The organism is Dinoroseobacter sp. S76 (assembly GCF_049801095.1).
Lineage (GTDB): Bacteria > Pseudomonadota > Alphaproteobacteria > Rhodobacterales > Rhodobacteraceae > Dinoroseobacter.
Genome location: NZ_JBNAGH010000005.1, coordinates 203,994 through 226,467, shown reverse-complemented (window position 1 = coordinate 226,467; position 22,474 = coordinate 203,994). Strand labels below are relative to the sequence as shown.

Here is a 22,474-nt window from a genome sequence, read left to right as displayed (position 1 = left end):
GGAGAAACGGGGCGCAACATGCATCTTCTGGCCGCGACACCCGGCAGCATCGATGACGGGCAGGAGCCTGTCGATCTGGGTCAGACCCCCGCCGATCTGGTCTTCATTTCCGCCGCCGATACAGAGTTGGCCGCCCTGAGCGCAGCGCGCGCCGAGATGGCCGCGCCACCGAACCTGCGGCTAGCGAGCATGATGCATCTGCGCCACCCGATGTCCGTGGATCTCCATATCGATGACTGCGCCTCCAAGGCCCGGCTGGTAGTCGCGCGTGTGCTGGGCGGGCTGGGCTATTGGCGCTACGGGGCCGAGCAATATGCGGCACGGGTTGCGGCCGCGGGGGGCCATGTGATCCTGCTGCCCGGGGATGACAAACCCGATGACAGTCTGCGAGAGCTCTCGACCCTGCGCGGCGCGGAATATGACGCGCTCTGGTCCTATCTGGTCGAAGGCGGGCCGGAGAATGCCGCGAATTTCCTCGGTTATGCGCAGCATCTGCTGGATCCTGAGACCCCAGAACCGCCCGCCGCCGCCCCGCTCTTGCGGGCCGGGGTCTATTGGCCCGGGGCGGGGCTGAGCGATCTCGCGACGGTGCAGGCGCAATGGCAGGCGGATGCGCCCGTTGTGCCCCTGATCTTTTACCGGGCGCTGGTTCAGGGAGCGGGCCTTCACCCGATCAACCGTTTGGTCCGGGCGCTCGCGCGCAAGGAGTTGAACCCGCTGCCGGTTTTTGTGGCCTCCCTGAAGGATCCGGTCTCGGTCGCAACCCTGCAGGGGCTCTTCACCCAGGCGCCGCCGGATGTGATCCTGAACTGCACGAGCTTTGCGGTGGGCACGCCCGATGGTGCCGGCAAAAGCGGGACCAACCCGCTCACCATGGCCGAAGCCCAGGGCGCCCCGGTCTTTCAGGTCGTGCTCGCCGGCAGCAGCGAAGAGGCTTGGGCCGAGGGCACAACCGGCCTCTCAGCCCGCGATATCGCCATGAATGTCGCCCTGCCGGAGGTCGATGGCCGTGTGCTGACCCGGGCCGTCAGCTTCAAGGGCGAGGCCTTCTTCGACGAAGCCACCGAATGCACCATCGCGACCTATCAAGCCCAGGGCGACCGGATCGCCTTTGTGGCCGATCTCGCGGCGAACTGGGCCGCCCTGCGCCGGTCCCCGGTCAGCCAGCGGCGCACGGCGCTGATTCTCGCGAACTACCCGAACAAAGACGGACGGCTCGCCAATGGCGTGGGCCTCGATACGCCCGAGGCAACCGCGCGGATGCTCACGCGCCTCGCCGCCGAAGGTTACCAGGTCACAGATGCCCCCAAGGACAGCGCTGCCTTGATGGCCGCCATCCGGCAGGGCCCGACCAATTGGCTGACCGACCGGGCAGCGCGCACGGGCGGCGAACGCCTGCCGCTGGAGACCTACCTCGCCCACTACCGCGCCCTCCCGCTTGCGGCCCGCGAACAGATTGAGGACCGCTGGGGCGCCCCGGAAGACGACCCCTTCTTCATTGTTCCTCAAATACTCAATTCCGACGCTGCCCCGAGCGGGGCCTTCGCCCTATCGATCTTGAGCTATGGACATGTGGTGGTCGGGATCCAGCCCGCGCGCGGCTATAACATCGACCCGACCGAGACCTATCACGCGCCTGATCTCGTCCCGCCCCATAACTATCTGGCCTTCTACTTCTGGCTGCGCCATGTCCATGGCGCCCATGCGCTCGTCCATATGGGCAAGCATGGCAATCTCGAGTGGCTGCCGGGAAAATCCGTGGCCCTGTCCGAGGCCTGTTTTCCAGAAGTCGTCTTCGGGCCGCTGCCTCATATCTACCCTTTCATCGTCAACGACCCCGGCGAAGGCACTCAGGCCAAGCGCCGGGCGCAGGCGGTGATCATCGACCATCTGACCCCGCCCCTGACCCGGGCAGAGACCTATGGGCCCTTGCGTGATCTCGAGGCGCTGGTGGACGAGTATTACGAGGCCGCCGGTGTCGACCCGCGCCGGATCACCGAGTTGCGGCGCGAGATCCTGTCCCTGACCTCGGTCACCGGGCTCGACAAGGATGCCGGGTTTACCGGCGATGAGGATGGCGATCTCGCGAAACTCGACGCCTATCTTTGCGAGTTGAAAGAGGCGCAGATCCGCGATGGTTTGCATATCTTTGGCACCGCGCCCGAGGGCGATCTTGCGCGCGATCTTGCGATCGCGCTGACCCGCCTGCCCCGGGGCGACGGCAAGGAGGGCGACGCCTCGCTCCTGCGGGCGTTTGCAGGGGATCTGGCGCTTGGCTTCGACCCGCTTGATTGCGAGATGGCGGCCCCCTGGGCGGGGCCGCGTCCCGATCTTCTGGCAGGTCTTCTTTCTGATCCATGGCGCAGTCATGGCGACACGGTGGAGCGGCTGGAGGCTCTGGCCGTGGCGTGTGTCGAGGGCGGCATGGCCGCACCAGGTCCGGCGAGCCGCGCGGTTCTCGAGGCGATTGCAGACCATGTCCTGCCGACCATTGCGGAATGCGGGCCGGCGGAGAAATCGGGCCTCCTCACAGCCCTGTCAGGGCGGTTCGTCGCCCCGGCGCCCTCCGGCGCGCCCACACGGGGGCGCATGGATGTCCTGCCCACGGGACGGAATTTCTTCAGTGTCGACAGTCGCGCGATCCCCACGCCCACCGCGTGGAAGCTGGGCTGGGCTTCGGCAAACCTGTTGATCGAGAAGCATTTGCAGGATCACGGGGATTGGCCCCGGTCCCTGCTGCTGACGGCCTGGGGCACGGCGAATATGCGCACGGGCGGGGATGACATCGCCCAGTGCCTCGCCCTGATGGGGGTAAAGCCGCAATGGGACAGTGCCAATCGCCGGGTCACCGGGTTCGAGGTGCTGCCCCTGTCCGTATTGGGGCGTCCACGTGTGGATGTGACCCTGCGCGTCTCGGGGTTTTTCCGCGATGCCTTTCCCCAGCAGATCGCGCTGGTGGACAGTGCGGCGCGGGCGGTCATGGCGCTGGACGAGCCCGAGGCGGAAAACCCGGCCGCGGCGCGCGCGAAGGCCGAAGGGCAGACCGCGCGGGTCTTTGGCTCAAAGCCCGGGGCCTATGGGGCTGGCCTGCAGGCGATGATTGATGAGCGGCTCTGGGCTGACAAGGCGGATCTGGCCGAGGCCTATATTGCCTGGTCGAGCTATGCTTATGGCGCCGCGGAGGAGGGCACACCGGATCGCGCGGGGTTCACCGCACGGCTGAGCCAGGCTGAGGCGATTGTCCAGAATCAGGACAATCGCGAGCATGACCTTCTGGACAGTGATGATTACTACCAGTTCGAGGGCGGCGCGGCGGCGGCGGTGGCCACCCTGCAGGGCAAGGAGCGGCCGATCTATCACAATGACCATTCCCGCCCGGAACGTCCGGTGATCCGCACGCTGGAGGAAGAAATAGGACGGGTAGTCCGCTCCCGCGTGGTGAACCCGAAATGGATCGCCGGGGTGAAACGCCATGGCTACAAGGGCGCTTTCGAGATCGCGGCGACGGTGGATTACCTCTTTGCCTTTGCAGCCACCACGGGCGCGGTGGCAAGCCACCATTTCGATCTGGTCCATGCAGCAATGCTGGAGGATGAGGAGACCCGCGCCTTCATCGCCGAGGCCAATCCGGATGCCTTGCGCGAGATTGCCGAGCGGCTCAGCGAAGCCATTGACCGGGGGCTTTGGCAACCGCGCTCGAACAGCGCCAAAGCGCAGCTGAGAGATCTCGCTGCCCCGGGCGGGCCGGCGCGGGAGGCCTCCGGCGCATGAGTATTTTTGGAACAATGAAGGGGGCAGGCGTGCTGCCCCCGCGTTGCGCGAGGGGGCGCCGTTAGAACTCCACGCCGATCTGGGCCTTGATCCCTGAGCGGAAGGGGTGCTTCACAAGCTCCATCTCGGTGACGAGATCGGCGGCCTCTATCAGCTCTTCCTTGGCGTTGCGCCCGGTCAGGACCACATGGGTCATCTCTGGTTTCTCGGTTTGCAGGAAGGCGACGACCTCGTTGATATCGAGATAGTCGTAGCGCAGGGCGATGTTGATCTCGTCGAGCAGCACCATCTTGTTCGCGGGATCGCGGATCAGCTCCTTGGCCTTGGCCCAGGCGGCCTGTGCCATCTCGATATCGCGGTCCTTGTCCTGGGTCTCCCATGTGAAACCCTCGCCCATGGTGTGGAAGGCGCAGCGGTCAGAGAAATGGGACAGGATCAGATCACGTTCTCCGGTGCTCATGCCCCCTTTGATGAACTGCACCACGGCGCAAGGCATCTCATGGGCGATACAGCGAAAGATCATCCCGAAGGCGGCGGAGGATTTGCCCTTCCCCTTGCCCGTATGGACGATGATCAGACCCTTCTTATCAGTCTTGGTCGCCATGATCTTGTCGCGCGCGGCCTTCTTCTTGGCCATCTTGGCATTGTGGCGCGCGGCGTCATTGGTCTCGGTCATCGCATCCTCCCTCAGAAAATCAGCCCCATGAGCACCGGGGCGAGCACGGCGGTCAGTACAGCGTTTACGCCCATGCCGATCCCGGCGAAAGCCCCGGCGGTCTCATTGACCTGAAAGGCGCGGGCGGTGCCGATCCCATGGGCAGCAACCCCGGTGGCAAAGCCCCGGGCGCGCCAGTCATGGATCCGCAGCAGGTTCAGGAGCGGCGTGGCGAAGACCGCGCCGATGATGCCGGTCAGGATCACGAGCACCGCTGTCAGGGTGGGCAAGCCGCCGATTGCCTCGGAGATCCCGAGCGCCACGGGAGCAGTGGCAGATTTCGGCGCGAGCGACATCAGGACCTCGCCCCGAATGCCCAGCGCGTAGCCGAGCCCAACCGCGGTTGCCATGGCCGTGAGAGAGCCCGCCAGAAGGGCCGCGATCATGGGCAGGGCCGCGGCGCGCACCTTGGCGAGGTTGGTATAGAGCGGCACCGCCAGCGCCACAGTGGCGGGGCCAAGCATGAAATGGACGAATTGCGCACCCTCGAAATAGGTCTGGTAGGGCGTGTCCGACAGCCAGAGCACCGCCGCAAGAAGCGCCACCGCCACCAGCACCGGGTTCACCAGGGGCGCGCGGCCCGAAGCGCGGAAAAGCGCGTCGCCAATCACATAGGCCGCGAGCGTCGCGGTCAGCCAGAGGAGCGGCTCGGAGGACAGGTAAACCCAGATCGCGCCGAGATCACTCATCCCCCTGCCCTCCGACCGACCAGCCGCGCGACCCCGGTGAAGACCAGCGCCCCCACCGCGATCGACACCAGCGTCGAGACCACCAGCACCGCCATCAGCGGGCCGCCATTGCTGCCCAGCACGTCGAGATGGGCCACCACGCCCACCCCTGCCGGCACAAAGAGCAGCGAGAGATGCGAGAGGAGCCCGCTTGCCGTGGGGCGCACGGCGTCGGCCACTTTGGGCACGAGCAGGAAGAAAGCCAGCAAGAGCACCAGCCCCAGAACCGGCCCGGGCACCAGGAGGCCCAGGGTCCGGGTCAGAACCTCGCCAATCAGCTGAAAGGCCAGCAGCACCAGAAGATGCAGGATCATCGCAAGGGTCCTTTGGTCAGGGCAGGGCAGATCCGGCCAGCCTAGAGCCCCCGGCCCGGGGCGCAATCGGGAAACACCGGCAGCGCTAGCAGCGCGAATAGACATGGGCCCAGAAATTGCGATTGGGCAGCGGGTCCGGCGCGTGCATCTGGCGCAGATAAAGCCCACCGGCAGCATAGGCTTCGGTCTCGCCCTGAGCGGGGCAGAGATAGGTCTCCGCCACGCCGGTCTGGAACTGCAGGTGGTGGATCAGCTCATGAAGGACCATCTCGCGGAAGGCCGGGTTGGTATAGGGATCATCATCCTGATCCGCCCCCTCCACCCATTCCGCAGCCAGCACATAGACCCGGCCATGGGTGCCCTCCCGGGGGGAATAGAGCGCCTGGACACGACTATCGACGCCCTGGGCCGGGATCAGGTGAGGGACATCGGTGTAGTATTCGGCGGTCAGCTCCACCGGGGTCATCTCGATCACATCCGGCAGAGGGATGCCCGCCGTATCATAGGCAGTATTGGCTGAGATCCAGAGCATCAGCGCCGTCAGAAGTTCCGTCATAGGGGCCTCGCGGGTGCGGCCTTTGTGCCGCCTTGAAGTGGATGGGACACCGGCGGATCCGGTGCGGTTCGGTCCTCCCGCAGCACAAATCTACGACCAAAGTCGTACGAGGCGAGGGAACCGGTCCCGTGCGGAGCGGGTTTTTGACCTACGGGCGACAAAAATGCCGCGCCCTGTCCGGTGCCTGCTCAAAGGCGCGGCAGGGATGGCCCGAAAGGGATCAGCTCGGCGGCATTCGGTAGATGCGCCAGCCCCGCGCGGGGCTGCGCACACGGCGCGTGCGCCCCTGATCACAACGCCCCCTAGGCCTCCGGTCCGGGGGCGGCTACCACTGGGGCAAAGGAAAAAGGACAGGTCATGACAACGCCAAAACTTCTGGGGATCTCCGGGTCCCTGCGCGCCGAGAGCTTCAACTCCAAATTGCTGCGCGAGGCCGCGAGCCGGTTCGGGCCCGCCGCGTTCACCGAAGGCAATCTGCGCCTCCCGCTCTATGATGGAGATCTCGAGGCCCAGGGCATCCCGGCGGAGGTCCAGACCCTCGCGGACCAGATCGCGGCGGCAGATGCGGTGATCATTGCCTCGCCAGAATACAACCAGAGCTTTACCGGCGTGCTGAAAAACGCGCTCGACTGGGTGAGCCGGGTCGAGGGCAAGCCGTGGCAGGACAAGCCCGTGGCGATCATCGGGGCTGCGGCCGGACGCTCCGGTGGCGCGCGCTCGGCCTATGCGCTGCGGCTGGCGATGATGCCCTTTCAGGCGCAGGTCCTGCCGGGGCCGGAGGTGCTGGTCGCCGGAGCCTTCCGGGAGTTCGACGAGGCCGGGGCCCTGACCGGTGAGAGCTATCAGGAGATCCTCGATGCCCTGATGGCCAAGCTGCGCGCTGCGGCTACAGCAGCCTGATCAGCAGGGTCGTCGCGGCCAGCCCCGCGAGGCCCAGCGCCCAGGGTCGGATGGCATGGCGCGCCACCCGCGCCGAAAGTGGGCGCGCCAGCCAGAGCGCCAGGGGCACGGCGGGCGACAGGAGTGCGGCAAAGCCCAGCGCGCGCAGGCTGAGCAGCCCTTGCCAGCCGAGCGCCGCCACGCTCACAGCCATGCCGAAGGCGAAGAACGCGTTCTGCATCGCGGCTGAACGGGCTTGGGTTTCGTGCTGATAGAGCAGCGCCATGGGTGGCGCGCCCACTGCGGTCAGGGTCCCCATGATCCCCGCCAGCGTGCCCGCGCCAAAGAGCGTCGGCGCGATGATCGGCACCCGCAGCCCGATTAGGGACAGCGCAATCCCGAGATAGACCATGAGCGCGACAAGGGCCGCGAGCGCCTCGGGGGCCGCGAGCCGGGCGGCGATCATCGCCGCCAGCACCGCGCCCAGGGTGCGCCCGGCAAAACCGGGCAGCAGCTCCGCCCGGCTGAGCTGCGTCCGGTCGACCGACACCGCGCCCGCCCCAACGGCGATCCCGAGAAACAGAAGCGCTGCGGGCAGGACCTCCGGCGCAACCATGGCGATGAGCGGCGCGGCCAGCATTCCGAACCCCTGCCCCGCCAGCCGCTGCAAGAGCGCGCCGCAAAACACCGCCGCAAAGGCGAAGGCCAGAACGCCCGGTTCGTAACCCAGCAGCGTCATGCCACGGGCGCGCGCGGCAGGCTGGCCTCTGGGCGAAAGCCTTCGGGGATGCGGTCCTGACCGTCGAGCAGCAGATCGGCGACCATCTCGGCGAGTTCCGGCGCCATGCCGAAGCCGATCTTGAACCCGCCATTCAGGATCAGCCGATCCGGGCGCAGGGGATGGGCACCGAGCATCGGCGCGCGGGATTTGGCCCGGGGGCGCAGCCCGGCCCAGCGCGCGAGCACCGGGGCCTCGGCCAGAACCGGCGCGGCACGGCGCGCGCGAGCAATCACATCGTCAAGCAGGGCATCAGTGCTCTTGGGGTCGTCAAATTCTCGCTCCGAGGTGGAGCCCACGGCCGTGGTCCCATCCGTATGGGGCACGATGTGCAGCCCCTCGACAAAGAGCTGCGGCAGATCCCGCGCGTCATGGCCGAGCACTGCCGCCTGCCCCTTCACCGCGTTGCCGACCATGGCTCCGAGCGCGGTGCTGAGCTCCGCCAGCCCTGCAGCCCCGGTGGCCTCGATCACCTTGCCGTGCGGGGCGTGATCGCCGATCAGGATCTCCGCTCCCATCTGGCGCAGGGCCTCGGCCATGGCTGCGCAGGCCTTGGCCGGGTGAAGCCGTGCCGTGAGCGTGTCGTGGATCAGCAGACCGGTGGGGCTCTCTGGCGCCCAGCCCGGGAAGTCCGAAACCGGCCGGATCCGCCATGCCGCGCGCCCTTGCCACAGGCTCTCTGCCTGCACGGCCCGCGCCTTGGCCAGATCCAGCGCACGGTCTTCGGCCAGCGGCTGCACCCGGCCCAGCCGCGCATAGCCCGGATCCATCCCCGTACCCGCCGCGATCTCGGTCCACCAGGCCTCGGCCCGCATGAGGCTGTCGAACTGTACCTGCTTCTTCGGGTTCCAGTTTTCCGGCGTATGGGGGGCCAGCGCGCCGACGACCCCGCCCGAGGATCCCGCGCCGATCCGCGCCGCCTCGATCACCCGCACTCGCGCCCCGCGCCGGGCGCAGGCATAGGCGGCCGAGAGCCCGAAAATCCCGGCCCCGAGAACGGTCACATCCGCAATTGCCAAACTCGTCCTCCTTGCCCATTGTCGCGCCGGGCCGCGATCCGGCCCTGAGATGTAAGGCAGGACGGCATGCAAGGCCAGCAGGCAGAGGTCGCGTGGACAGAGGGCGTTCCCGTCTCGGTGCGCTTTGATGATCCCTATTACTCCAAGGCGGACGGGCTCTCTGAGACCCGCCATGTCTTTGTGGCCGGCAATGAGCTGCCCGCGCGGTTCCGCCCGGGCTTTGCCGTGGCCGAGCTGGGCTTTGGCACGGGTCTCACCCTGGCGGTGATGCGCAGAACGTGGCGGGAGGCCGGGATCGACGCCCCCCTGCGCTTCACCAGTTTTGAGGCATTTCCCATGCCCGTGCCGGAGATGCGCGCAGCGCTTGATGCCTTTCCCGGAGTGGTCCCGGTGCTGGAGGATGTTCTCGCCGCGCTCGAGGGGGGCGCAACCACCTTCAACGCCCCGGACCTGACCTTTGAGCTGATCCTCGGGGATGCACGCGAGACGCTGCCGCGCTGGGAAGGGCAGGCCGATGCCTGGTGCCTCGACGGGTTCTCCCCCGCCAAAAACCCCGAGCTCTGGGACCCGGACCTCATGGCCGAGGTCGCGCGCCACACCGCCCCGGGCGGCAGTTTTGCCACCTATACAGCCGCGGGCCATGTGCGCCGGGCCCTCGCCGCGGCGGGGTTCGAGGTCACCCGCATCCCCGGCTTTGGCCGCAAGCGGCATATGAGTGTGGGGCGCCTGCCATGACCGGGAACAACACGCGGCTGGGCATCTGGCTGATGGTCGCGACGACGATTGTCTTTGCCCTGCAGGACGGGATCTCCCGCCATCTGGCCGCTGAATACAACGTGCTGATGGTGGTGATGATCCGCTATTGGTTCTTTGCGGCCTTCGTCATCGCCATCGCGTCGCGGCAGGCGGGCGGGGTCCGCGCGGCGGCCAAGACCGAACAGCCGGTGATCCAGGGGCTGCGCGCAGTGCTGCTGGTCACCGAGATCTGCATCATGGTGGCGGGCTTTGTCCTGCTGGGCCTCGTGGAAAGCCACGCGGTCTTCACCTGCTATCCGCTCCTGATCGCGGCGCTGTCGGGCCCCGTGCTGGGGGAGCGCGTGGGCTGGCGGCGCTGGGTCGCCATCGGGGTGGGCTTTGTCGGCGTGATCATCATCCTGCAGCCGGGCTTCGGGGTGTTTCAGGTCGAGGCGCTGGTGCCGCTGCTGGCGGCCTTTCTCTTTGCGCTCTACGGGCTGCTCACCCGCTATGCCGCGCGCAAGGACAGTGCAGAGACCAGCTTCTTCTGGACCGGCACCGTGGGCGCGCTGGCAATCACCGGCGTGGGCATCTGGGGCTGGGAGCCGATGACGCCCGGCGACTGGGCCTGGATGATCGCGCTCTGCATCACCGGGGCGGGCGGGCATTTCCTCTTGATCAAATGCTATGAGGTGGCCGAGGCGAGCTCGGTCCAGCCCTTCGCCTATCTGCAACTGGTCTGGGGCGCGATGCTGGGCGTCAGCGTCTTTGGCGAAGAGATCCGGATGAACGTCGCCATCGGCGCGGCCCTCGTGGTCGGCGCCGGGATCTTCACCCTTTGGCGGGCACAGGTCGCCGCAGCGCTGGAGGCCCGCGCCCGGCGTACCGGGTCCTAGCGCGCGGTCAGGCGGTCGATGACGCGGAAGGGCTGCGCCTCGCCAGCCAGCCGCATGCCATAGATGATCCGGCTTTCAGTCACGCGCATGATGTAGTTGCGCGTCTCGCGGAAGGGCACATGCTCGATCCAGTCGACCATCGCGTCCTCACCCAGCCCCTTGGGCGTGCCGAACCGGTCCGTCCAACTGCGCGAGCGTCCGGGCCCCGCGTTGTAGCCGATCGAGATCAGCGTCAGGTTCGGCCCGAACTCGTCAATCAGCTGCAAGAGATAGCTCGATCCAAAGCGCACATTCTGTGCCGGATCGCTCAGCAGGCGGGAGACGGAGAAGGGCTCGCCCAGCTTCTGGGCCATGGACTGGCCGGTGCTCGGCATAAGCTGCATGAGCCCGCGTGCGCCCACGGGGCTGACAACCACCGAGTCGAACTCGCTCTCGCGGCGGGCGATGGCAAGGGCCAGCGCGCGGTTGACCGGGAGCGCGCCGGGCACGAGCGATGTCACCGGGTGATAGGCCCGGTGCAGCACGCCCCCGCTGCGCGCCGCGTATTTCGCGATCATCAGCGCGATATGGGGCTCGTCCCAGGCCAGGGCCACATCCGCCAGCGCGCCCTGCTCTTCCAGGGTCAGTCGCTCGCTGAGATGGACGAGAAAACGCTCGGCGAGCCCGCGCTCCCCCGCGCCCTGAAGCGCACGGGCGGCGAGATAGACGGAGGTGCGCGCATAGGGTGTTGCGGACCAATCCGGGTAGTTCTCTCGTCCAGCGAGGGCCGGATCCGGGGCGATGCCCGCCCGCTCGGCCGCCAGCTGACCATAGAACGCAGTCTGGTGCTGGGCCCCGAACGCATAGGCCGCCCGCGCGCCATCGCGCTGACCTATGGCCTCCAGCGCGCGGCCTTCCCAATACCCGGCTCGGCCCAGCGAAATCGGCGAGGCCACCGAGGCGCGGAAGGCCCGGAAATGGCGCAGGGCAGTTTCGGGATCGTTGAGCTTGCGCAGGGCGATAAAGCCCGAGAGCCATTCGAGATCCGAATAATGCCGCCCTTCGGTCAGGTGGTGGTTTGCCGCCAGACGGTAGGCCTCCCGGTCCCGGTCATCGCGCATCAGGTCCCGCGCCAGGGAGCGACGGCGATTGCCCCACTCCTCGGGCCGGCCCAGCGCGTCTGCGGAACTCGACCGCTCCATCATCAAGGACCGCGCGGAGTCCGTACGTCCCTTGCGCACCCGCCATAGGAACCGCTCATAGGCGAGCCCCGGATCCCCGCTGAGCGAGGAGGGCACCGCCGCGATCAGCCCGTCGACACCGTTCTCATCGAGCCGCAGGGCGATCCGCGCCTGAGCCAGCTTGCGCCAATCGGCGGGCACCAGATCGAGCATCGCACTCGCATCGCGCGTCCGCCCGGCCCAGAGGAGCCGGTCCAGCCGCGCCACATGGGCCGAGGCGATGTCGGAGCGGTGGTTGCGCAGAAAGAGCGCCTGTTCCTCCGCGTCGAGATTGAGATCACGCCAGGCAGCGGCGAGCGTCTCACCCGCCGCCGTGCTCTGCCCCGCAGCCCGCTGCGCGGCGGCCAGACGGCGCGCGCCCGTGCCGGTGCGCGGGGCCTGGGCGGCGAAATAGGCGCGGACATCCGCCGGGTTCGCGTTTTCGGGGATCTTCGGCTCCCCCCGCGCCCGCAAGAGCGGCAGGCCCGGCCAATCCGCATTGCGCGCCAAAAAATCTCGATACTGTGCCCAATTCCCCTGACGCGCGCGCAGCAGCGTCCAGATCACCACATCCCGGGCCGCCGGATCGGTGATCCGCCCCGCCTCCCGGGCGACTCGGTCCCAATCGCTGCCCCGGGCCGCCTGTAACGCCCCCGCAAGATCCGCTTTGGCCACCACCGGCGCCAATGCGAGCGTTGCCACCAGCGCCATCTGTCCCAACGCTTTGCCAATCCTGTTCATCTCGCGCCTCGCCTGCTCTTGTTTTTTGATCTTAGGGGTCATCTAGGGTGTCCTGACCGCCCATCATAGGGGAAACCGCCCGGTATTTCGCCCGAGCCCCTTGCCTTGCCCCCGGCCGGAGCGGTATGCGCCCGTGACACTATCGGACCGATCATCGTTAAGGAGGGTATCCATGTTCAAAGGGTCTATGCCAGCGTTGGTCACGCCGATGAAAGACGGGGCCGTGGATTTCGCGACGCTGGAGGCGTTTGTCGAGTGGCAGATTTCCGAGGGCAGCCATGGGCTGGTGCCCGTGGGCACAACCGGCGAGAGCCCCACGCTCAGCCATGACGAGCACGAAGCCGTGGTCGCCAAGGTGATCGAGGTTGCTGCCGGGCGCGTGCCGGTGATCGCGGGCGCGGGCTCGAACAACACGGTTGAGGCGATCCGCTTTGTGCGCCACGCCGCCGAGGCTGGCGCCCAGGGCGCGCTCGTGGTGACGCCCTATTACAACAAGCCGACCCAGGCCGGGATGGTGGCCCATTACACGGCTCTGGCCGAGGCTGCGGACATCCCGATCGTGATCTACAACATCCCCGGCCGCTCCGTGGTGGATATGACGCCCGCCACCATGGCGACGCTTGCCGCCCTGCCGACCATTGTCGGCGTGAAGGACGCCACCGGCGACCTGGCTCGGGTCAGCCAGACCCGCATGGCCTGTGGGGCTGAGTTCATCCAGCTGTCGGGCGAAGATGCAACTGCGCTCGGCTTCAACGCCCATGGCGGCGTCGGCTGCATCTCGGTCACGGCCAATGTGGCGCCGAAGCTCTGCGCCCAGTTCCAGGAGGCGACGCTGGCCGGCGACTACGCCGCAGCGCTGACCCTGCAGGACAAGCTCATGCCGCTCCATGAGGCGATCTTCATGGAGCCGGGCCTCGTGGGCGCGAAATACGCCCTCTCCCTGCTCGGCAAATGCAGTGAGGAGGTCCGCCTGCCGCTTCAGTGCCTGACCGACGGCACCAAAGAGGCGGTGAAGGCCGCGATGGCCCATGCCGGGCTCCTCGACTGATCTCATCCTGCGCCCGCGTCTGGCGGCGGATCTGGACGCGCTCTGCGACGTCTGGGAGGCCGCCACCCGTAGCACCCATCCCTTTCTCAGCGATGCCCAGATCGCGGCAGAGCGCGCGCGGCTGGAGGGGGATTACTTCCCCGCCACCCAGACCCTTGTCGCCCTCCGCGCAGGCCAGATCGTCGGTTTCGCCTCCCTGACCCGGGGACAGGAACTGGCCGGGCTTTTCGTGGCGCCCGAGGCCCAACGCAGCGGGATCGGCCGCGCGCTTTGCGCTGAGCTTTGCGCCGAGCAGGACGTCACGCTCGAAGTCTATACCCTCAACATGCACGGCCGCGCCGCCTATCACCGGCTGGGCTTTGCCGAGACCGGACGGCGCATGGATCCCGAAACCGGGCTGGAGCGGGTGCAGATGCGGCTGGTTGAATCCCCCGCCGCACCTGCTATGTGAGCCAGATGGCCAAACCGAAGACCCCCGAAGAGAAGAACTACAAAGTCGTCGCCGAGAATCGGCGCGCACGGCGGGAATATGCCATCGAAGACGACCTCGAAGTCGGTATTGTGCTCGAAGGGTCCGAGGTGAAATCCCTGCGAGAGGGTGGCTCGAACATCGCCGAGAGCTACGCGACCGTGGATGAAGCCGAGCTTTGGTTGGTCAACAGCTACATCGCCCCCTATGCGCAGGCCAAAACCTGGAAGCATGAAGAGCGCCGCCGCCGCAAGCTGCTGGCCTCGAAACGGGAGCTGTCGCGGCTCTGGAACGCCACCCAGCGGCAGGGCATGACGCTCGTGCCCATGGCGATGTATTTCAACCATCGCGGGCTGGTGAAGCTGAAGATCGGGATCGCCAAGGGCAAGAAGCTCGCCGACAAGCGCGCCACGGATGCCAAGCGCGACTGGAACCGGCAAAAGCAGCGGCTTCTCAAGGAACGGCACTAGGTTGACCGCGCGCGAGGCCGACCCGCTTGGCCGTGAGTATTTGAAGAACAATGAAACCAGGAACGCGGTCTGGATCTGACGCGCGTCCTTTCCCTCATTGTTCCAAAAATACTCAAAATCCAACGGCGCACGTCCAGGCCTGTCCTTTGGCCTCTCTTGCCAGCGGGGTCTCCGCTCGTTACCCAATGATGAGACCACAGCAGGACAAGGCCGCATCCCGTGTCACAAGACGATCCCAAGACCCTGGTATCCACCGATTGGCTGGAGGCGCATCTGACCAATCCCGATCTGCGGATCCTGGATGCGTCTTGGTATCTGCCCGACGCGCAGCGCGACCCGAAGGCGGAGTATGACGCGGCCCATATCCCGGGCGCGCGGTTTCTGGCCATGGATGATGTGAGCGATGCGCGCTCGGATCTGCCCCATACGGCCCCGCCGGTCGAGAAGTTCATGTCCCGCATGCGCGCCCTTGGCGTGGGCGATGGGCATCAGGTGGTGGTCTATGACGGCGCGGGACTGTTCTCGGCGGCGCGCATCTGGTGGCTCTTCCGGCTCATGGGCAAGACCGATATTGCCGTGCTCGACGGCGGCTTTCGCAAATGGCAGGCCGAGGGCCGCGAGATCGAGGACCTGCCCCCGGTGATCCGCGACCGGCACATGACAGTGCAGCGCCAGGCCCATCTGATCAAGGACGTCACCCAGGTGGCCGCCGCCGCCAAGCTCGGCGTGCCGCAGGTTGTCGATGCCCGCTCCCCCAGCCGGTTCCGCGGCGAGGATCCGGAGCCGCGCCCTGGCCTGCGCGCCGGGCATATCCCCGGCTCCAAGAACCTGCACTACGCGAGCCTGCTCGCAGAAGACGGGACCATGAAACCGGTGCCGGAGTTGCGCGCGGCCTTCGAGGCCGCGGGGATCGATCTCAGCAAACCGGTGATCACCAGCTGCGGCTCCGGGGTCACGGCGGCGATCCTCAGCCTCGCGCTCGAGCGGATCGGGCATCGCGATCACAGCCTCTATGATGGCTCCTGGAGCGAATGGGGCATGTATGACGGGCTGAAAGTCGCCACGGGCTGAGACAGGCCATGTTCGAACGCCTGTCGACGTCGGAAACAGACCCGATCCTAGCGCTGATGCAGGCCTTTCAGGCGGACCCGCGCCCGAACAAGGTCGATCTCGGTATCGGTGTCTGGCGGGATGCGGAGGGGCGCACACCTGTTTTCCAAGCCGTGAAGACCGCGGAGGAGCGGATCTGGCACAGTCAGGACAGCAAGATCTATGTGGGCTTTCGCGGCGATCCGGGCTTTCACGCGGCGGTCTCGGATCTGTTGCTAGGGCCGGAGGGCGACGGAGACTGGCGCGCGGCCAGCGCGACCACCGGTGGGACCTCCGCTGTTCAAACCGCTCTCGCTCTGGCGCGCACCGCGCGGCCCGACCTGCGCGTCTGGGTCCCAGAGGAGTCCTGGCCGAACCACTGGGTTCTGGCCCGGAGCCTGGGGCTCGAGACCCGGAACTTCACCTATATCGACCCGGCGACGCAGGAAATCGAACGCGCAGGCCTTCTCCGCGATCTGGCGGGGGCGCGGGCCGGGGATGTGGTGCTGCTCCATGCCTGCTGCCACAATCCGACGGGGGCCGATCCGGATCCGGAACTGCAGGAGGAGATCGTGACCAGCCTTGCGCAGAGCGGCGCGATACCCGTGGTCGATTGCGCCTATCTCGGCTTCGGCGCAGCCCCAGAGGCGGATCTGGCCTTCCTGCGGCGCCTCAGCGCTCTGCCCGAGTCGATCGTGGCATTTTCCGGCTCCAAGAGCTTCGGGCTCTACCGGGAGCGTGTGGGACTGTGTCTTGCGCTGACGGAGAGCGCCCGCGCCCGGGATGCGGTGGAGAGCCAACTCACCCGTCTCAATCGCGAGACCTATTCCTTCCCGCCAGATCACGGCGCACGGGTGGTCACCGAGATCCTCACGGATCCCACGCTGCGTGCGTCCTGGGACACTGAGCTCAGCGCCATCCGCAGGGCGTTGATCGACAACCGCGCCAATCTGGCCGCCAGTCTGCGCGCACGGCTGAACTCGGATGCGTTCGACCGGCTTACCCGGCAGAACGGCATGTTCGCCATGCTGCCCCTCGGCACGGAGCGCGTGGCGCGCCTGCGCGCGGAGCACGGGCTCTATATCGTGGGCACGGGCCGGATCAATCTGGCCGGCGTGACCGAGGCCACCTGTGCCCCCGTGGCCGATGCTTTGGCGGCTGTGCTGCGCTAAGCCCTCGGAGCCCTTGTTCAAAGAGAAACCGGGCCCCTCGGTTGCCCGAAAGACCCGGCTCTGCACTGTACACTAAGCGGCCTGTGGCCAAACACACATCACCAAATACGCGGCGATACTTTGATAAAAAGCCCGGGCGAAAATACGCCCGGGGAGTGTTCAGGCTGAGTGGAAGGAGTCTCAGCCCTTGGAGAACTCCGGATAGGCTTCCATGCCCATTTCGGACATGTCCAAGCCGTTGATCTCGTCTTCTTCGCTGACGCGGATGCCCATCACTGCTTTGAGGATGAACCACACAACGAGACTGGCGACGAAGGTGAAGACGCCGTAGGCCACGATGCCTTTCAGCTGGGTGAACAGGTTCGCGTCGGAGTTGGAAAGCACAACAGCGATCGTGCCCCAGATGCCTGCAAAGAGGTGCACCGGAATTGCGCCGACAACGTCGTCGATCTTGAGCTTATCCAGCAGCGGCACAGTGAAGACCACGATCACACCACCGATAGCACCGATCACCAGAGACAAGCCCAAGGACGGCGCCAGAGGCTCGGCCGTGATGGAAACGAGGCCTGCCAGAGCGCCGTTCAGCACCATGGTGAGGTCCGGCTTCTTGTAGAGAACCTGGGTCAGGATCAGCGCAGTCACAGCACCGGCAGCCGCAGCCATGTTGGTGTTGGCGAAGATGCGCGAAACGTCAGAGACATCGCCCACGGTGCCCATGGCCAGCTGCGAGCCGCCATTGAAGCCGAACCAGCCAAGCCACAGGATGAACGTGCCCAGTGTGGCAAGGGCGAGGTTGGAGCCGGGCATCGGGTTGACCTTGCCGTCCTTGTATTTGCCAAGGCGCGGACCGAGGACAATCGCACCAGCCAGAGCGGCCCAGCCACCCACGGAGTGCACAACGGTCGAACCGGCGAAGTCAGAGAAGCCAGCTTCAGACAACCAGCCGCCGCCCCACTGCCAGGAGCCGGAGATCGGGTACATGACACCGGTCAGGACCACGACGAAGATCAGGAAGGGCCACAGCTTGATGCGCTCGGCCAGAGCACCGGACACGATGGACGCGGTGGCAGCCACAAACACCAGCTGGAAGAAGAAGTCCGAACCGACCGACGCGTAGTCAAGCGCGGCATCAGCGGCGGCAACACCCACCGGGTCCAGCTCGGTCAGAACAAAGAAGCTGCCCACATAGCCGTTGAAATCGCCCGGATACATCAGGTTGAAGCCGATCAGCCAGTACATGATGGCCGCAATGGAGTAGAGCGCGATGTTCTTGGTCATCTGCATGGTGACGTTCTTGGAACGCACCAGACCGCCTTCGAGCATCGCAAAGCCCGCGGCCATGAAGAACACCAGGAAACCCGCCATGCAGAACAGCAGCGTGGTCATGATGTACGGGCCGATTTCGTCGAAAGTCGGCGCAGCATCCTGAGCAAGACCCAGGCTCGGCAGCGCGATCGCAGCGGCCGCCAGGGGAAGGAGCTTGGTTATTTTCATTATACGGTTACCCTCTGAAAAGAGACGCAGGCTTTACAGCGCGTCGTCGTTGGTTTCGCCCGTGCGGACGCGGACCGCCTGCTGCACGTCGAGAACAAAGATCTTGCCGTCGCCGATCTTGTCGGTCTTGGCGGTGGATTGGATGGCCTCGACCACCTGGTCGGCCATGGCATCGCCCACGACGATTTCAAGCTTGACCTTCGGGACGAAATTCACGGCGTATTCCGCGCCCCGGTAGATTTCGGTGTGACCGGACTGAGAGCCAAAGCCCTTGATCTCGGTGACCATCATGCCGCGCACGCCGATGGATGTGAGCGCTTCGCGCACTTCCTCCAGCTTGAACGGTTTGATTGCTGCGATGATGAGTTTCACGTCTTACCCTTCCTTAAGGCAGGTTCCCTGCGAGAGTTCACGGGCGCACAACAGAACGTGACGCGGGGCGGCTTCAATCCGACAGGGGCAAATCTCGACAACCTGAGGTTGTTGTCGCACATTTTTTGCACGATTTTCACCGATCGCACATTTTTCGGGCAGTTGGCGAACGAAGAAACGGAATCGGACCGGTGCAAAATCGAGTCACGAAAGGTTACATTGGGCCAGGGCGGAGACCCGGGCCCTTGCAGGGCGCACCAGAGCAGTACAGGCACCGTGTATGAGTTCAGATAAGCGAAAACGGCCGGTGCTGCGCGCCGACCCGCGGCCTGCCGGGCGTCCGGCCAAGGCCGCCAAAGCCAAGCCCAAACCAAAGCCGAAGGCGCCCGCGCGCAAGGCGCCCACCAAGAAGGCGGCGCCCCGCAAATCCGTGGCACGCAAACCGGCCCCGACCCGCAAACGGCGGCGCAGTGGCGGCGGCCAGCCGCCCCGCGGGTTCTTTGCGCGCATCCTCTGGAGCATCAAACGGCTGATCGGCTGGATTTTCGGCCTGATCTTTGCGGTGGCCTGGCGCGGGCTCGCGGTGCTCGCGCTTATTCTGGCGGGGGCCACGGCCTATCACTATTCCACACTGCCCCCGGCTCTGGAGCTGACCGATGCGCGGGTGCGCGGTTCGGTGACGCTTCTGGACCGGGAAGGCGACGTCTATGCTTGGCGCGGCGACCAGTTTGGTGGGATCATCACCGCCGATACGGTCTCGCCCCATCTCAAGAACGCGATCATCGCCACCGAAGACCGTCGGTTCTACCGCCATTTCGGGATCAGCCCGCGGGGCATCGCCAGTGCGGTGCGCATCAACCTGCGCGAAGGGCGCGGCCCGCTCTCGGGCCATGGCGGCTCGACCATCACCCAGCAGGTGGCGAAGCTGCTCTGTCTCGGAACCGAGTTCAAACCGGAGAGCGGCCAGAGCGAGGCGGAATACGAGGTGGAGTGCCGCTCGGGCGGGATCTGGCGCAAGGTCAAGGAAATCCCCTACTCCATGGCGCTGGAGACGGCCTATACCAAGGACGAGATCCTCACGATCTATCTCAACCGCGCCTATCTCGGCGCAGGCGCGCGCGGGTTTGAGGCCGCGAGCCAGCGGTATTTCGGAAAATCCGCCGCTGAGGTGACCCCGCCCGAGGCTGCGATGCTCGCGGGATTGCTGGTGGCCCCCACGCGGTTTGCGCCCACCAATGATCTGGCGCGCAGCCAGCGGCGTGCGGCAACGATTATCGGGTTGATGCAGGAACAGGGCTATCTGAGCGACACCGAAGCCGCCGTGGCCCAGGCCAATCCCGCGACCCTCTCTGCGGCGGCGGAGCGTCGGGCGGGGGGGTATTTCGCCGATTGGGTCATGGAATCGGGCCCGAGCTTTCTGACATCGGAGACCACCGAGGATGTGATCATCCGCACGACCTTTGACCAGGACATCCAGAGCGCGGCCGAAGAGGCCCTGCAATATGTCTTCGACACCAAGGTCTCGAAGGGGTCCAAGGCTCAGGCGGCGATCGTGGTGATGTCCGCCGATGGCGCGGTGCGGGCCATGGTGGGCGGGCGCAAGCTGCAGGTTTCGGGCGCGTTCAACCGGGCGACCCAGGCCCTGCGCCAGACCGGCTCGGCTTTCAAACCCTTTGTCTATGCGGCAGCGCTCGATCTCGGCTATCGGCCGAATGATCTGATCCTTGATGCCCCGCTGACCATCAACATCCCCGGCTCGGGCCCCTGGAGCCCGCGGAACTACACGGGCAATTTCTATGGCGAGGTGACCCTGACCGAGGCCTTGATGAACTCGCTCAACACCCCCGCTGTGCGGCTTTCGGAAGAGGTCGGACGCGAGAATGTGCGCAAGGTCGCCACGGATTTCGGGATCGCGCGCAAGATGGCCGATGGCCCGGCCCTGGCGCTCGGGGCCTCGGAGAGCACGCTTTTGGAGATGACGGCGGCCTATGCGGGCATCCTCAACGGTGGCAGCAGCGTGGCACCCTATGGGCTGACCGAGCTGCGGCTCTTGGGGGATACCACCCCGCTCATGGGGCAAGCCGGCGGGATTGGCGAACGTGTGGTAAGCCAGCGCGCCGCACAGGAACTCACCTATATGATGTACCGTGTAATCGCCGATGGCACAGGCGGGCGCGCCAAGCTGCCGGAGGACCGGCAGGCCGCGGGCAAGACCGGCACGACACAGGCCGCGCGCGATGCGTGGTTCGTGGGCTTCACCGCCGATTATGTCGCCGGGATCTGGATGGGATATGACGACAACACGCCCCTGACCGGGGTAACGGGGGGAGGGCTGCCGGCAGAGATCTGGCGCGAGACGATGGCCCGTGTCCATGAGGGGCGTCCGAAAAAGCCCCTGCCCATGACCCTGCCGCCCGCGCGGGCGCCGGAGGCTCCGCAGGTCGTGCAATCCCCGCGCAACACGCGCGAGGATCCGATCCGCAACGCGGCGGAGCGGGTCATTCGCGATGTTCTGGGGCAGATCCTCGGGCGGAACTAGGCCGTTGGACAACGAGGCGCCGCCCTGTGCCAGGGCGGCGCGGACGCGCGCAATTACTGGAGCGTGCGCAGATCGCTGATCATCCGGTCCAGGTCCCCTCCATTGCGATCCAAAAGCGCGCCGATCTCGGCGCGTTCGGTGATCGCGAGGTTCACGCCCTCGATGATGATGTTGAAGAAGCGGTCCTGACCGGAGCGGTCGGAGACAAGGAAGATCACCTCGAAGGGCGACTCGCCGCGCAGAAACGCCGTGCCCTTGACCTCGAAGAAGCTGCGCACCGGGCGCGCGCTCTCGACCTCGATCCGGCCCCCGACAAACTCCTGAAAACGGCGCCCGTATTTCCGGGCGATATAAGGCGCAAAGGCCTCCGTATAAGCGCGCCGCTGGGCGTTGCTGGCGCTGCGCCATTCCACCCCAAGGACCGATTGCGCGATGATGTTCACATCCGCATAGCGCTGAAAGATCTTCTCGAACTCGCGATAGAGCGCCGGGCCGGTCTTGCCGGAATTGATCGCCCTATCGATTTCGGACACCACGCGCCCGACGAGATCCGAGGCCTGCCGCGTGTCCAGCGCCTGCGCCGGTCGCGCGCCGAGAAGCCCAAGCACGGGCGCCGCCGCAAGCGCGGAGCCTGCGAATTGGCGCAAGAAGGTACGGCGAAGCAGATTACTGGACATAGGGATCCTCGTAGGGGTCGAAATACAAATCATCCGCGGCACTGGCCGCTCCGGCAGCACCCTCGGCGCCGTCGGGGAACTCTTCATAGGGGTCGAGATAGGCCGGCCCCTGCGCGCTCCCAAGCATGAAGCGGCGGTTCTGGAGGTAAAAAATGCGTGTGGCAGAGTAGCTGTCGATGCTGTTGTAGAGCACGTCATCCACCACATTGGAGAACTCTGCGCGGTCCTTCAGTTGCTCGGTGGTGAAGAGCCCGGCCCGCACGGCCAGGGGACGGGTTACCGAAACCACCTCGCCGATCGGGTCGGTCACGATGTCGACCGCGCGCCCCACGAGACGGCGTGACGTGTGCGGCCCCAACAGCGGCACCTCGAGATAAGCGCCCTCGCCCACGCCCCAGACATAGAGCGTCTCGCCGAAATCCGTGTCGATCTCCTCAAGCCCCATGGCGTCGGCCACATCCAGCACACCAAGAAGCCCAAAGGTCGTATTCACCAGAAAACGGAACGAGTTATGGGCCGCATTCTCGATCCGGCCCTGCAGCAGGTTGTTCATGATGCGCGAGGGCTGTTCGAGATTGTGGGTCGCGTTGCTGATCGCGTCGACCACCGGCTCGGGCACCACGGTGACATAGGCTTGCGAGACATCGCGCAGTACGGCTTTGTCCAGCGCCTTGTTGAAGTTGTGCACGCCGCGATTGGCGGGCTCCAGCGGATCAATGATGTCACTGCTGTTTTGCGGTTTGGCACAGGCTCCGAGAGCCGCGATCAGAACAAGACAGGACACAGGTCGCAAAATGCGACGAAGGGATTGGG

Annotated in this window: 21 protein-coding genes; 10 read left to right on the top strand and 11 right to left on the bottom strand. The window is 66.1% G+C overall.

The genetic code is table 11. From position 1 onward, the window contains the following. Positions 1 to 18: 18 nt before the first annotated feature. Entirely contained in the window at positions 19 to 3,771 is a 3,753-nt protein-coding gene (cobN, locus tag ACP153_RS15895) for a cobaltochelatase subunit CobN (RefSeq protein WP_424971996.1), read from the top strand. A 61-nt stretch (positions 3,772 to 3,832) separates the two neighbouring features. Here the strand turns inward: cobN and cobO are convergent, their stop codons facing one another. The 4 genes from cobO to ACP153_RS15875 all read right to left on the bottom strand — a co-directional run bounded on the left by cobO (position 3,833) and on the right by ACP153_RS15875 (position 6,084). After that, positions 3,833 to 4,447 (bottom strand): cob(I)yrinic acid a,c-diamide adenosyltransferase, encoded by a 615-nt coding sequence (gene cobO, locus ACP153_RS15890; protein ID WP_424971995.1) that lies wholly within the window; start codon positions 4,445 to 4,447, stop codon positions 3,833 to 3,835. Between the two features lie 11 nt (positions 4,448 to 4,458). Continuing rightward, positions 4,459 to 5,175 carry an LrgB family protein gene (locus tag ACP153_RS15885; protein WP_424971994.1) on the bottom strand — a complete coding sequence of 239 codons (717 nt, stop codon included), beginning with the start codon at positions 5,173 to 5,175 and terminating at the stop codon, positions 4,459 to 4,461. Then, positions 5,172 to 5,528, bottom strand: coding sequence for a CidA/LrgA family protein (locus ACP153_RS15880; RefSeq protein ID WP_424971993.1), 357 nt, complete (start codon positions 5,526 to 5,528; stop codon positions 5,172 to 5,174). The genes ACP153_RS15885 and ACP153_RS15880 overlap by 4 nt, the downstream gene beginning before the upstream one ends. A gap of 85 nt (positions 5,529 to 5,613) precedes the next feature. Continuing rightward, positions 5,614 to 6,084, bottom strand: a complete 471-nt coding sequence (locus ACP153_RS15875) for a hypothetical protein (protein WP_424971992.1) — start codon at positions 6,082 to 6,084, stop codon at positions 5,614 to 5,616. A 357-nt stretch (positions 6,085 to 6,441) separates the two neighbouring features. Between ACP153_RS15875 and ACP153_RS15870 the strand changes: the two genes are divergently transcribed. Further along, positions 6,442 to 6,984, top strand: coding sequence for an NADPH-dependent FMN reductase (locus ACP153_RS15870; RefSeq protein ID WP_424971991.1), 543 nt, complete (start codon positions 6,442 to 6,444; stop codon positions 6,982 to 6,984). Here ACP153_RS15870 and ACP153_RS15865 read toward each other — a convergent pair. Continuing rightward, positions 6,971 to 7,702, bottom strand: coding sequence for a TSUP family transporter (locus tag ACP153_RS15865; RefSeq protein WP_424971990.1), 732 nt, complete (start codon positions 7,700 to 7,702; stop codon positions 6,971 to 6,973). The genes ACP153_RS15870 and ACP153_RS15865 overlap by 14 nt on opposite strands. Beyond that, complete coding sequence (locus tag ACP153_RS15860; protein ID WP_424971989.1) at positions 7,699 to 8,760, bottom strand: NAD(P)/FAD-dependent oxidoreductase; 1,062 nt, start codon at positions 8,758 to 8,760, stop codon at positions 7,699 to 7,701. Before ACP153_RS15860 ends, ACP153_RS15865 begins: the two co-directional genes overlap by 4 nt. A gap of 66 nt (positions 8,761 to 8,826) precedes the next feature. Between ACP153_RS15860 and mnmD the strand changes: the two genes are divergently transcribed. Both mnmD and ACP153_RS15850 read left to right on the top strand, forming a co-directional pair. Next, positions 8,827 to 9,495 (top strand): tRNA (5-methylaminomethyl-2-thiouridine)(34)-methyltransferase MnmD, encoded by a 669-nt coding sequence (gene mnmD / locus ACP153_RS15855; RefSeq protein ID WP_424971988.1) that lies wholly within the window; start codon positions 8,827 to 8,829, stop codon positions 9,493 to 9,495. Beyond that, positions 9,492 to 10,391: a DMT family transporter gene (locus tag ACP153_RS15850; RefSeq protein WP_424971987.1), complete on the top strand. Its 900-nt coding sequence runs from the start codon at positions 9,492 to 9,494 to the stop codon at positions 10,389 to 10,391. The genes mnmD and ACP153_RS15850 overlap by 4 nt, the downstream gene beginning before the upstream one ends. Here ACP153_RS15850 and ACP153_RS15845 read toward each other — a convergent pair. Continuing rightward, positions 10,388 to 12,331 (bottom strand): transglycosylase SLT domain-containing protein, encoded by a 1,944-nt coding sequence (locus ACP153_RS15845; RefSeq protein WP_424971986.1) that lies wholly within the window; start codon positions 12,329 to 12,331, stop codon positions 10,388 to 10,390. The genes ACP153_RS15850 and ACP153_RS15845 overlap by 4 nt on opposite strands. A gap of 172 nt (positions 12,332 to 12,503) precedes the next feature. On the opposite strand from ACP153_RS15845, the gene dapA reads away from it, so the two are divergent. From dapA to ACP153_RS15820, 5 genes are all read left to right on the top strand, one after another. After that, complete coding sequence (gene dapA / locus ACP153_RS15840; protein WP_424971985.1) at positions 12,504 to 13,379, top strand: 4-hydroxy-tetrahydrodipicolinate synthase; 876 nt, start codon at positions 12,504 to 12,506, stop codon at positions 13,377 to 13,379. Further along, positions 13,360 to 13,830 (top strand): GNAT family N-acetyltransferase, encoded by a 471-nt coding sequence (locus ACP153_RS15835; RefSeq protein ID WP_424971984.1) that lies wholly within the window; start codon positions 13,360 to 13,362, stop codon positions 13,828 to 13,830. The genes dapA and ACP153_RS15835 overlap by 20 nt, the downstream gene beginning before the upstream one ends. A 5-nt stretch (positions 13,831 to 13,835) precedes the next feature. Next, positions 13,836 to 14,318, top strand: coding sequence for an SsrA-binding protein SmpB (smpB, locus tag ACP153_RS15830; RefSeq protein WP_424971983.1), 483 nt, complete (start codon positions 13,836 to 13,838; stop codon positions 14,316 to 14,318). Positions 14,319 to 14,537: 219 nt separating this feature from the next. Further along, positions 14,538 to 15,389, top strand: coding sequence for a 3-mercaptopyruvate sulfurtransferase (gene sseA, locus ACP153_RS15825; protein WP_424971982.1), 852 nt, complete (start codon positions 14,538 to 14,540; stop codon positions 15,387 to 15,389). Between the two features lie 8 nt (positions 15,390 to 15,397). Then, positions 15,398 to 16,579, top strand: a complete 1,182-nt coding sequence (locus tag ACP153_RS15820; RefSeq protein ID WP_424971981.1) for an aromatic amino acid transaminase — start codon at positions 15,398 to 15,400, stop codon at positions 16,577 to 16,579. Positions 16,580 to 16,759: 180 nt separating this feature from the next. Here the strand turns inward: ACP153_RS15820 and ACP153_RS15815 are convergent, their stop codons facing one another. Next, positions 16,760 to 18,073: an ammonium transporter gene (locus tag ACP153_RS15815; protein ID WP_424971980.1), complete on the bottom strand. Its 1,314-nt coding sequence runs from the start codon at positions 18,071 to 18,073 to the stop codon at positions 16,760 to 16,762. Between the two features lie 33 nt (positions 18,074 to 18,106). Next, complete coding sequence (locus ACP153_RS15810; RefSeq protein ID WP_424967047.1) at positions 18,107 to 18,445, bottom strand: P-II family nitrogen regulator; 339 nt, start codon at positions 18,443 to 18,445, stop codon at positions 18,107 to 18,109. A gap of 280 nt (positions 18,446 to 18,725) precedes the next feature. Between ACP153_RS15810 and ACP153_RS15805 the strand changes: the two genes are divergently transcribed. Continuing rightward, positions 18,726 to 20,984 (top strand): transglycosylase domain-containing protein, encoded by a 2,259-nt coding sequence (locus ACP153_RS15805; protein WP_424971979.1) that lies wholly within the window; start codon positions 18,726 to 18,728, stop codon positions 20,982 to 20,984. 53 nt (positions 20,985 to 21,037) lie between these two features. On the opposite strand, the gene ACP153_RS15800 is transcribed toward ACP153_RS15805, so the two are convergent. Further along, positions 21,038 to 21,661 carry an MlaC/ttg2D family ABC transporter substrate-binding protein gene (locus tag ACP153_RS15800; protein WP_424971978.1) on the bottom strand — a complete coding sequence of 208 codons (624 nt, stop codon included), beginning with the start codon at positions 21,659 to 21,661 and terminating at the stop codon, positions 21,038 to 21,040. Further along, positions 21,651 to 22,445: an MlaA family lipoprotein gene (locus ACP153_RS15795; protein ID WP_424971977.1), complete on the bottom strand. Its 795-nt coding sequence runs from the start codon at positions 22,443 to 22,445 to the stop codon at positions 21,651 to 21,653. The genes ACP153_RS15800 and ACP153_RS15795 overlap by 11 nt, the downstream gene beginning before the upstream one ends. Between the last annotated feature and the right edge of the window lie 29 nt (positions 22,446 to 22,474).